General features: G+C 40.0%; 9 protein-coding genes and 3 tRNA genes. 4 read left to right on the top strand and 8 right to left on the bottom strand.

What is annotated here, in order from left to right:
- Positions 1 to 409: 409 nt before the first annotated feature.
- The 5 genes from H5092_RS02730 to nudE form a co-directional block, all read right to left on the bottom strand.
- Positions 410 to 486 (bottom strand) — tRNA-Met (locus H5092_RS02730).
- Positions 487 to 548: 62 nt separating this feature from the next.
- A tRNA-Met gene (locus H5092_RS02725) sits at positions 549 to 625 on the bottom strand.
- Between the two features lie 80 nt (positions 626 to 705).
- Positions 706 to 782: transfer RNA gene (locus tag H5092_RS02720), tRNA-Met, on the bottom strand.
- A 136-nt stretch (positions 783 to 918) separates the two neighbouring features.
- Positions 919 to 1,722: a 3'(2'),5'-bisphosphate nucleotidase CysQ gene (gene cysQ / locus H5092_RS02715; protein WP_182732864.1), complete on the bottom strand. Its 804-nt coding sequence runs from the start codon at positions 1,720 to 1,722 to the stop codon at positions 919 to 921.
- Positions 1,715 to 2,287, bottom strand: a complete 573-nt coding sequence (gene nudE / locus H5092_RS02710) for an ADP compounds hydrolase NudE (protein ID WP_165744910.1) — start codon at positions 2,285 to 2,287, stop codon at positions 1,715 to 1,717. The genes cysQ and nudE overlap by 8 nt, the downstream gene beginning before the upstream one ends.
- 61 nt (positions 2,288 to 2,348) lie before the next feature.
- Here nudE and yrfG point away from each other — a divergent pair, with 61 nt between their 5' ends.
- Positions 2,349 to 2,996: a GMP/IMP nucleotidase gene (gene yrfG / locus H5092_RS02705; protein WP_165724387.1), complete on the top strand. Its 648-nt coding sequence runs from the start codon at positions 2,349 to 2,351 to the stop codon at positions 2,994 to 2,996.
- A gap of 15 nt (positions 2,997 to 3,011) precedes the next feature.
- On the opposite strand, the gene H5092_RS02700 is transcribed toward yrfG, so the two are convergent.
- The 3 genes from H5092_RS02700 to H5092_RS02690 form a co-directional block, all read right to left on the bottom strand.
- Positions 3,012 to 3,635, bottom strand: a complete 624-nt coding sequence (locus H5092_RS02700; protein WP_002963012.1) for a dUTP diphosphatase — start codon at positions 3,633 to 3,635, stop codon at positions 3,012 to 3,014.
- Between the two features lie 80 nt (positions 3,636 to 3,715).
- Positions 3,716 to 4,084 (bottom strand): YacL family protein, encoded by a 369-nt coding sequence (locus H5092_RS02695; RefSeq protein WP_002963010.1) that lies wholly within the window; start codon positions 4,082 to 4,084, stop codon positions 3,716 to 3,718.
- 116 nt (positions 4,085 to 4,200) lie between these two features.
- Entirely contained in the window at positions 4,201 to 4,425 is a 225-nt protein-coding gene (locus H5092_RS02690; protein WP_002963009.1) for a hypothetical protein, read from the bottom strand.
- 303 nt (positions 4,426 to 4,728) lie between these two features.
- On the opposite strand from H5092_RS02690, the gene uvrD reads away from it, so the two are divergent.
- From uvrD to H5092_RS02675, 3 genes are all read left to right on the top strand, one after another.
- Entirely contained in the window at positions 4,729 to 6,894 is a 2,166-nt protein-coding gene (gene uvrD / locus H5092_RS02685) for a DNA helicase II (protein ID WP_002963007.1), read from the top strand.
- On the top strand, positions 6,872 to 8,941 hold the full coding sequence (locus tag H5092_RS02680; protein WP_182732863.1) for a GNAT family N-acetyltransferase: 2,070 nt from the start codon (positions 6,872 to 6,874) through the stop codon (positions 8,939 to 8,941). Before uvrD ends, H5092_RS02680 begins: the two co-directional genes overlap by 23 nt.
- Before the next feature lie 103 nt (positions 8,942 to 9,044).
- Positions 9,045 to 9,893 (top strand): chemotaxis protein, encoded by an 849-nt coding sequence (locus H5092_RS02675; RefSeq protein ID WP_182732862.1) that lies wholly within the window; start codon positions 9,045 to 9,047, stop codon positions 9,891 to 9,893.
- Positions 9,894 to 10,380: the final 487 nt, after the last annotated feature.

Genomic DNA, 10,380 nt, shown 5'->3' with positions numbered 1-10,380 from the left:
TCATTCTTATTTATTTCAGTGGTTGCGGGAGCCTGAACTTATAAAAGGTGAACCGACGACCTTCGGGTTATGAGCCACAATATACACACCAAATTTTAGACATAAAAAAACACGCTTTAAGCGTGCCGTTTCATTCTTATTTATTTCAGTGGTTGCGGGAGCCTGAACTTATAAAAGGTGAACCGACGACCTTCGGGTTATGAGCCACAATATACACACTAAATTTTAGACATAAAAAAACACGCTTTAAGCGTGTCGTTTCATTCTTATTTATTTCAGTGGTTGCGGGAGCCTGAACTTATAAAAGGTGAACCGACGACCTTCGGGTTATGAGCCACAATATACACACCAAATTTTAGACATAAAAAAACACGCTTTAAGCGTGTCGTTTCATTCTTATTTATTTCAGTGGTTGCGGGAGCCGGATTTGAACCGACGACCTTCGGGTTATGAGCCCGACGAGCTACCAGACTGCTCCATCCCGCGCCTGAAATTTGTAGACTTATTTAAAGTTGCTTACATTACAACTTGGCTTCCAATTAAAGAATTGGTTGCGGGAGCCGGATTTGAACCGACGACCTTCGGGTTATGAGCCCGACGAGCTACCAGACTGCTCCATCCCGCGCCTGTATATTTTAAGTCTATCGACTACTTTATTTTATCTCTTAAGTTAGAGTTTACAGTAACCTCAATCCCTAAGGAAATTGGTTGCGGGAGCCGGATTTGAACCGACGACCTTCGGGTTATGAGCCCGACGAGCTACCAGACTGCTCCATCCCGCGCCTGTAATTTCTTTAAAGCATTTTCGTAATATTTACGTGCCTGCCTTGAAGAGAGCGCTACTATATAGGAATAAACATTTAATGCAAGACCTAAACTAATTAAAGTTGTTCAACCGAACAAAAAGCAATCAAATTACTACTCTGCGCTCAATCTTTGATGTGGATTAATCATTTTTTGCCATTCCCAGTCGGGATGTCCCATTACTATAAAGTCAGGGTTCTCAGTACTCTCGCGTTGGTTGTACGTTAGCGGGTTAAATTCTGCATCGGTAATACAACCACCGGCTTCTTCAACAATAATTTGTGAAGCACCTGTATCCCACTCTCCCGTTGGACCAATTCTTAAAAAACAATCTGCTTTGCCCTCTGCAACAGTACAGGCTTTTAAAGAACACGAACCAATAGCAATCGTTGTAAACTGACTATTTAAATACTGACTCACCGCTTCTATTTTTTGGCGGCGGCTCACTGCAAGCGTCAAGCTCTCTGGCGGCGCTACAGATATTTGCTTATCAATTGAGTTTTCACGTTTAAAGGCACCATTTTTAGCTGTAGCAAAATAAGTCACACCTTTTGCAGGCCAATGAATAACACCAAGCACAGGATGATTATTTTCAATCAATGCAATGTTTACTGCAAAGTCGCCACTTTCTAAAATAAATTCGCCTGTACCATCCATCGGATCGAGCAACCAATAACGCTGCCAGTCCTGTCTATCGGCGAGTGCAGGTATAGGTGTTTCTTCCGACATAATTGGGATATCGGGTGCAAGTGCTTTTAATCCAGCAACCAGTACGTCATTTGCTGCTAAATCAGCTTTGGTAACAGGCGTATTATCTGATTTCTCTTGTTGGCCAATATCGCCTTTTTTATAAATGGCCATAATTGCATCGCCAGCACGCTCAGCTAATTCAATGCACGGTTCGATTAATTTATTCATCGGCAGCTCCAGACGCTAAATACTTATCTAATAATAGCAAAGCTGCAACACTGCGTGCTTCGGTAAAATCTTCTTGGTCTAATAATGACTGCCACTGAGTTAATGGCCACTTAACAACAACTAGCGGCTCTGGTTCGTCACCAATAAGGGTTTTTGGGTATAATTGCTTAGCAAATAAAATATGCATTGTGGCATTAAAGTAACTCGGCGCCATTGTTACTGTTCTTAATGGTTTAAAATACTCAGCGCCAAAGCCAATTTCTTCTTTAAGTTCTCTGTTAGCAGCTTGCTCTGGGGTTTCGCCCGGATCGATTAAGCCTTTAGGAAAACCTAACTGGTAATTGTTTGTGCCCGCACAGTATTCACGTACAAGTAGTAACTCATTATCTGCACTTAACGGAACAATCATCACTGCTCCCCGGCCACCGCCGCGAATTCGCTCATACTGGCGCTCTTCGTTATTAGAAAACTTTAACTCTAAAGACTCCACAGTAAACAGGCGACTTTTAGCAACAACATTGTTACTGAGGATTTGTGGTGGTGTTGGGTGCTTTTTCTGTGTCATTGGCGTTAATTTGCTATCATGGCAGTTAGTTCAATAATAAACCTTATAAGTTGAAATTCCTATGTTAAATTGGTCAAAAATCGATACCGTTTTGCTCGACATGGATGGAACATTACTCGATTTACATTACGACAGTCATTTTTGGCTTAACGTTATCCCTGCGCAACACGCATTAGCTAGAGGCATTAGCCTAGATGCAGCTAAAGCAGATATTTTAAAACGCTATCAAGCTGTGAGCGGTCAAATACAGTGGTATTGTTTAGATTATTGGGAGCAGCAATTAAACTTGCCTATAATGGAGCTTAAACGAGAGTCTCAGCATTTAATTAAAATGCGCGAAGACGTACCTCATTTTTTAACCGAGCTTAAAAAAGCAGGCAAAGAGTTAATTTTACTTACCAACGCCCACCCTGAGAGTGTCATGCTGAAATTTGAGCATACAGCGATTGATAACTACCTAGATGGTGTAGTGTCTACTCATGAATATGGAGTAAGTAAAGAGCAGCAAAGTTTGTGGCACCAAGTACAAAAAGACTTAGGGTTTAATAAGCAGCGCACTTTGTTTGTAGATGACAGTGTGCCGGTATTAAATGCCGCACGAGAATACGGCATCGAGCACTTACTGGCAGTTGCTAACCCTGATAGCCAACAACCACATAACGAAATAGCCGATTACCTGAGTGTTACCGACTATCGTAAGATTATTTAACTCAGTTTACGTGGGCTAGATTTTTGGGTAACGCGCTTCAAGGCCTTGGTATACTAACTTTGCAAAATCTGCATGTTCTGTATCAAGGCTTTTAACTACTTCAACTAAATGCTCGTTATCTTCTTGCCCGTTCCATTCTTTAATATAGCTACCATCTTTGTAGCCGTGATCTTGGCGGAAAAAGTTTAACGTATTTTTACCTACGTAGCCGCGATATAAATCATCAATATCCATACCCATTTGCGCCATACAGCCGGCAAAGGCAGCGGCATTAAACGTTTTATCTGCAACGGCGGAAGCCGCTAATATTTCTAGCGTTTGTTTAAAGTCATCCGCTTGTTGAGCATTACTAAGCTCAGCTTCAAGTTGCTTTGCTAAGTCTTCGTAGCTAGTTTTGCCGTCAATTCTAAGCGATAGACCAAAATGAAAAATATCAACCAACTCTAAAATAACTTGTTCAGTATCTGGTGTTTGTTTTTTCCACCATTTCCAACCATGATGATCCAGCATTTCAGCGCACTCAACCCAAATAGCGCGGTACCATTCGAATCCTTGAGTAAACCATTGCTCATGTACTTTAGTGTTCATGGCGTTTTGCATTTCTAGCATAACTACTAGCTTGTTTAAATTGGCAGACATATTCATTCCTGTCGTTTTTGATTAGTGTAATAGTACCGATAAAGGAAGCTTAACGCATCAGCACTATCTTAATATGTAGTTTACTTTGAGCCGCTAAATTCAGCCCATGAATCAATTAAATCAATGAAATCTTCAAAGCCACAACCACTACTTAAACCATTTTCTTCAAGCGCTAAATCGTCATCTTGATACGCTATTAGGTCTTCACTGTCTTGATGAAGCGCATGGGCTTCAAATAGTGCTTCGTCTTTGGTTAATATTAAATCTATTTCTTGGCCTTTTAGCGTTAGCGGCTCATAGCTTGAACTCACCGATGCAATAAGCGCTTGAACCATAGCTACTTTGTCTTTGCCTATTTCTTCGTTTAGCCAGCGACCAATAATAGCGTGTTCACTACTTATTTTAATACGTAGCCCACTAATAGGGTCGCGAATAAATTGATATTCCATAGGATTTGCCTGTAAATCTTTAATTGCGTAATTATATACGTAAACGCCCGCAAACCACAGGACATATAAAGTAAAATAGCGCCACAAGGGCGCTATTTTATTCAACTTTAAAGCAGTTAACTTCGCGATCTATAACGCGCTGCGTCAATAATCGACCATAAGTAAATAATAGGCACTAGTACAAAACCTACAAGCACATAAATTAGTGCGTAACTTATTATAATAGCGAGTGCAAAAAATATAGCCGCTAAAATACGCCCTTGCACTAACTGCCCTAAACCAGGAAAAAATATATTACATAATGCTGCGATTACGTTACCGCCAGAACCTTGATCTGCCATACTAACCTCTGTATTTATTTGATTTTATAATTATTTACTTACACACTCTATGCCAATTTATTAAAGCTTACAAATCAAATAGTTAAATTAGTCTAGATTTAGAGAGTTAGTAAATTTTGCTAACTTTAGGTCAAATTAGCAATTTTTATTGTGCGTTTACGCTTTTTTGTTTGTTCAAAAAATTATCAAGTTACTCGTTTTTAAGGCTATTTTATAAATAGCTGTTTATAAAAACAGTATTTTATTTAGCCTAACAAAAACACCTGTTATACTGCCCACAATATTGATTAAAAAGGCGTAACGATGGACGTTTCACAATTACTCGATGGCTTAAATGACAAACAACGCGATGCCGTTGCAGCCCCACTACAAAACATGCTGGTATTAGCAGGTGCTGGGTCTGGTAAAACACGAGTGTTAGTTCATCGTATTGCGTGGCTTATGCAAGTTGAGCAAGCATCTGCTTACAGTATTTTTGCCGTAACCTTTACTAATAAAGCGGCTAAAGAAATGCGCAGCCGCGTTGAAGAAACACTAAAAGCCCCTGTAGGTGGTATGTGGATTGGTACGTTCCATGGTTTGTCGCATCGTATTTTACGTGCTCATCACCGTGAAGCTAACTTACCAGAAGCCTTTCAAATTTTAGACTCTGACGATCAACTTCGGATGATCAAGCGCTTATTAAAATCGATGAATATCGATGATAAAAAATGGCCCGCCAAACAATTTGGCTGGTACATCAGCGCTAAAAAAGATGAAGCACTTCGCCCTAAAGATATTCAAGCATACGATATTAACGAGCAAATGATGCTGCGTGTTTACGCCGCCTACCAAGAGGCCTGTGATAGAGCAGGCCTAGTAGATTTTGCCGAAATATTACTACGCAGCTACGAAGTGTTAAAAAATAACCCAACGTTACTGCGTCATTATCAGCAACGCTTTGCACATATGCTCGTAGACGAGTTCCAAGATACAAATACCATTCAATATGCTTGGTTAAAGTTACTTGCAGGCGATACAAGCAGTATCATGATTGTAGGCGACGATGACCAAAGTATTTACGGTTGGCGCGGTGCTAAAATCGAAAATATTAAACGATTTTTAACTGACTTTAGCGCAGAAACCATTCGTCTTGAACAAAACTACCGTTCAACAGCAACTATTTTGAAAGCGTCTAATGCATTAATTCAAAATAACTCAGAGCGTATGGGTAAAAGCTTATGGACCGACGGTAACGATGGCGAGCCAATTTCTATTTATGCGGCATTTAATGAGTTAGACGAAGCACGCTTTGTAAGTAGCAAACTACGAAGCTGGTTAAATGCAGGTAATGCCCTACAAGATGCCGCAATTTTATACCGTAGTAACGCGCAATCTCGTGTACTCGAGGAGGCCATGCTGCAAGAAGGCTTAAAATACCGTATTTATGGGGGTATGCGATTCTTCGAACGACAAGAAATTAAAGATGCGTTGTCGTACTTACGCCTAGTAGGTAATCGTCAAGACGATGCCGCGTTTGAGCGTGTAATTAATACGCCAGCACGCGGTATTGGCGATAAAACATTGAGCCATATACGCGATTGTGCACGAGCAGAATCGTTACCGCTTTGGTATGCCGCAAAAGCAATTGTAGAACAACAGCATTTATCTGGTCGTGCTTCTGGTGCAGTAAGTAAGTTTGTAGAACTCGTTGAACAAATAGAAGATAAAATTAGCGACCTAACTTTGCATGAGCAAGCCAAGTACACAATTCAAACCTCAGGCTTGATGGCAATGTACCAAGCCGAAAAAGGTGAAAAAGGCCGTGCTCGCGTAGAAAACTTAGAAGAGCTAATTAGCGCTTGTGATCAGTATGAGCTGCCTGAAGACGAAGAGTACAGCTCACCTTTACAAGGCTTTTTAGCCCATACGTCACTTGAGTCAGGTGAAGGACAAGCAGAAGAACACGAAGACGCCGTACAAATGATGACGCTTCACTCAGCTAAAGGCTTAGAGTTTCCGCTAGTGTTTATGGTAGGCGTAGAAGAAGGCATGTTCCCTTCTCAGCAAAGCAACGAAGAGTCGGGTCGCTTAGAAGAAGAGCGCCGCCTTTGTTATGTAGGCATGACACGAGCAATGGATAAGTTATACATTAGCCATGCTGAGAGTCGCCGTTTATACGGGCAAGAAAAATACCATAGCCCATCTCGCTTTTTACGCGAAATCCCTGAAGACTGCGTAGAAGAAATCCGTATTAAAACACAGGTTTCTCGCCCACCTGCCGCTGGGCGTTTTAGCGCATCAGTTAGCCATGCCGCATTTGAAGACAGTGGCTTTAACTTAGGACAACGAGTTTTGCATGCTAAGTTTGGTATTGGTACCGTACTTAATTACGAAGGCAGTGGCGCGCAATCTCGCGTACAAGTTAACTTTGACGACCTTGGTAGTAAATGGTTAGTAACGGCCTATGCACGATTACAAGCGGTATAAAGCACACCTAAATGAGTTAGAGCAACAATTAGCTGGCGCGTATCATCGTCAGCTAGTGTTGATTACGGGCAGCCCAGCTTGGTGTTATGAAATACTTAACTCATTAATAGATAACGACAATACACTTGTTGTATCAAAGCGGTGCGCGATTAAAAATTCGTACTGGCCTACTCGCACTCACCAAATTTTAGGGCAAGAATTTGCTCATGCTGTTTACGATGGTTTTAGTGGTTTGCACCCTGATAAACTTGCAGCACTTGCCGGCACCGTTAAAGCAGGCGGTATACTGTTTTTATTACTGCCTGAACTAGATGATTTGACCTCTTGGCAAGACCCTGCTTTAAGTACAGTGCAATCACACGGTCAGAGCATTGACTACAGCATATTTAATCAACGTTTCGCGAATATTATTAAGCAATTACCCGCTTTTAATTTTAGTGAAAAAAATGGCTGTATTAGTAATAACGCTAGCTATGTAATGCATAATAAAATTGATTATCAACCACAGCAAAACTGCGTTGAACAAATAGTAAAAGTAGCTAATGGCCGTGCCAACAGACCTTTACTCATTAATGCCGATAGAGGCAGAGGTAAGTCGGCTGCACTCGGATTAGCAACAGCAAAATTAACTGATAAAAAAGTCATTATTTGCAGTACCCAGTTTAAAGCGACCCATAGCAGCTTTAAACATTTAGCCAAAGAGTTAGGCATACAATATAACGCTGATGATAAACAGCTCGCTAACTTACATTACGTTGCACCTGACGCGTTATTAAATACGCTACCTGAGTGCGATTTATTACTAGTGGATGAAGCTGCCGCAATCCCTGTTCCGTTATTGCTAAAAATGCTAGCTCATTACCCTCGTATAGTCTTTGCAAGCACTCTGGTTGGGTATGAAGGCAATGGTAGGGGTTATACCATTCGCTTTAGTAACTATATTAAAGCACACTATAAAGCCTCTAAAGTTGTAACACTTGATGAGCCACTGCGCTTTGCTAAACACGATCCTCTTGAGCAACACATTCGCACACTACTAGCACTCGATGCACAATATATAGAGTTAAGTAGTAATGAATTAGAGCAGCCAGTACATAGCGAAATAACTCAGCAATCCCTTGTAAACAATGAGCCTTTACTGCAGCAAGTTATTGCCCTACTTGCACTGGCTCACTATCAAAGTAGTGTCAACGACTTACGCCAACTACTAGACGCACCATCGCAAAGACTATTTATTAGCAAAATTAATAATCAATTAGTTGGCGTATGCTTAATCGCCATAGAAGGTGGTTTGAGTGAAGAACTTGCCCTACAGATTATAAGTGGAGAGCGCCGTCCGCAAGGGCATTTAATGGCGCAAGCACTCTCACAACTTAGCTTTAATAATGACTGTTTAACGCAACTGAGCGCTCGCGTTGTACGAATAGCGATTGATCCGAGTTCCCACAATATAGGACTTGGTAAAAAGCTACTTAGTTTTTGCGAATCGCAGGTAAAAAGCCAATGTAGTTGGCTTGGTGCAAGCTTTGGGGCAACAGCGCAGTTACTTAATTTTTGGCAAAATCTAGGGTTTGATACTGTAAAATTAGGTTATCAACGCGATAAAAGCACCGCTGAAAATTCGGCGCTTGTGGTTAAATGCTTAAGTGACAAAAGTACAATTATTCAACCTTTGAAAAAGCAGTTTAAAAACGATTTTTTTTATGGGCTTTTAACACACTTTAAAACACTAGATTGGCAACTCGTGAATATCCTAATTGAAGGATTTAGCGACGAGTTAATAAGCCTAGAGACTCACGAGCGACTAGCGCTGCTCACTAAAAGTAACTTCACTCAATTTAGTATCTCTGCAACTCTTTGGCAGTTACTGAGCCAGTCACCTTCTTGTATATCTCAATTAACAGAGTCTGATAAACAACTGTTAATAAAGTTAGTACTTCAAAATGAAAGTAATGAAAAAGTGATTCAACACTTAGGTTTATTAGGAAAAAAGCAGCTTGAGAATCAATTTAAACGTGCCATAAAAAACCTCACTAGCACCATCTAATAATTTCTAGTTGCCCTATCTCTGTTAAATTTTATCCATCTTTAAGCTATTTATTTAATTTGTTCTATCCTTAAAGCATTAATAGGTAAATTAAGATAAAGGCATGGAATTAATAAACTTTAAAGTGGGCTGCAAAACAATTTCGCTAAAAATACTCGATATTTTATTAACTGAGCGCTTTGACAATAATCTAACAACTTTACCAAACAATAATAAAAGCTTTATTGGTGTTAAAGATTATATGGATATACCAACACCTGTTTTTGATTTAGGTATTATTTTAAATAATATCTCAACTGAACAAAGTAATGCGCATGTACTAAAACAACTAAGAATATGGCAAGACAAACTATTAAACTGGTTTAATACCCTTCAAAGTAACTTATTAAATAGCTCGGCTTCTATTTCAAATAATGACGCAGAACTACAAGATTTTGTTTTGTTTTACAAAGAATTCAACACCGACAATGAAGACTTAAAATTAACAATGTCTCGGCTTGATGAGCCCTTCCAATCATTACTAGAGACAGCAAAAGCAGCTATAGCAGCCCATAATCGAAGTGATCATAAACAAGTATCAGCTCTGCTCGACAAAATTAAGCGTAATAGTCTAATTCAGCTTGAGCGTTTATTTGAATCCGCTAAAGAGCAAATAACCTTAGACTATAAACCTATTATTGTTTTCACCACCAAAGATGGATTAAATCCACATGTTGGTTTATTAGTAGATAAGGTTGAAGATAATATCGACTATAAAAAAGAAGACATAAAGCCACTGGATAAGCTCACTGAGGTTGGTTTTGATCTAGACCCACAAACTAAAAATATGATGCTAGGATTAATCAAGCTCCCCCAAAAGCATAGTGTATTAATTGATCCAAGCGTAATATTTAAACCAGCTCAACTAGAAGAATCTGAAAGTGAAGAAACCCAAGCTTATGGACTATTTTAAATAGCCTTTAAATTTGGTTATTAACTTTAGTACTGGAATAATGAGCTTTTCCGCTCAACTTGTACATTTAGATAAATTAGAGAAGAATCGAGTATGTAATGTCCGTTACTCCCCCATATTTCACTTTTCTGGAGATGTAAAAAAGCCCGATTATTTCTAGTCGGGCTCTCTACAATTTGAAGCCTGTGCGCTACGCAGTAGGATGTCGTAGTGCCCACAGCGGTAGAAAGTCGCAGTGAAATGCTACACTATCTTTGTGTCGCGATATGAGTGTGTATTAATTGCGCGAATTTCACTTTTCTGCAGACGTAAAAAAGCCCGACTATTTCTAGTCGGGCTCTCTACAATTTGAAGCTTGGTGGTGTCGTAGTGCCCACAGCGGTAGAAAGTCACATAGCAAATGCTACACTATCGTTGGCCGGGGCTCGCCTTCGAGCTGTTTGGTTTCACTACTGAGTTCGGGATGGGCTCTTGGCTATTTACTAAA

Origin of the sequence: Pseudoalteromonas sp. SR41-7, from assembly GCF_014163935.1 — a bacterium.
Taxonomy (GTDB): Bacteria; Pseudomonadota; Gammaproteobacteria; order Enterobacterales; family Alteromonadaceae; genus Pseudoalteromonas; species Pseudoalteromonas distincta.
This window is presented reverse-complemented; position numbering and strand designations above follow the sequence as displayed.